The sequence below is a fragment of the Actinomadura soli genome (assembly GCF_005889715.1).
In the GTDB taxonomy this organism is placed as follows: domain Bacteria; phylum Actinomycetota; class Actinomycetes; order Streptosporangiales; family Streptosporangiaceae; genus Spirillospora; species Spirillospora soli.
Map to the genome: position 1 here is coordinate 1 of NZ_VCKW01000623.1, position 377 is coordinate 377.

At 65.0% G+C, this 377-nt stretch carries 1 pseudogene; it reads left to right on the top strand.

The features are described 5' to 3' along the window. Window positions 1-104: pseudogene (locus tag ETD83_RS46350) on the top strand (IS982 family transposase); the annotation flags it as partial. Window positions 105-377 lie beyond the last annotated feature (273 nt).

Sequence of the window (377 nt, forward strand, 5' to 3'; positions counted from 1 at the left end):
CGGTACGGGTCGCCCAGCGCATCTTGGCCATGGCCGCAGCGATCTGGCACAACCACCGCACCGGCCAGCCCATCACCCGGTCACTGACCGCGTTCGACCACTGATCACTTCGGAACTACTCGTCTAGTGTGCCACTGGCCTCTGTGTCCTGCGGTTACCTCCGATCACTTGCGTGCGGTCCACGCCGCCCCACACCCTCACGACGCAGATGCACGTGCATTGGGCCTTGCATTCGCACGCTACGATGCGCAGGATAACGCACGAGACTTCCAAGCCACGGCTGCACAACAAGATCACTTTGCGGGGTCCGGTTGGAATGACGTCACGCCACGCGCACGACGACACGCGGTGGGGGTTCGGCCCGGCGTGCGGGCCGG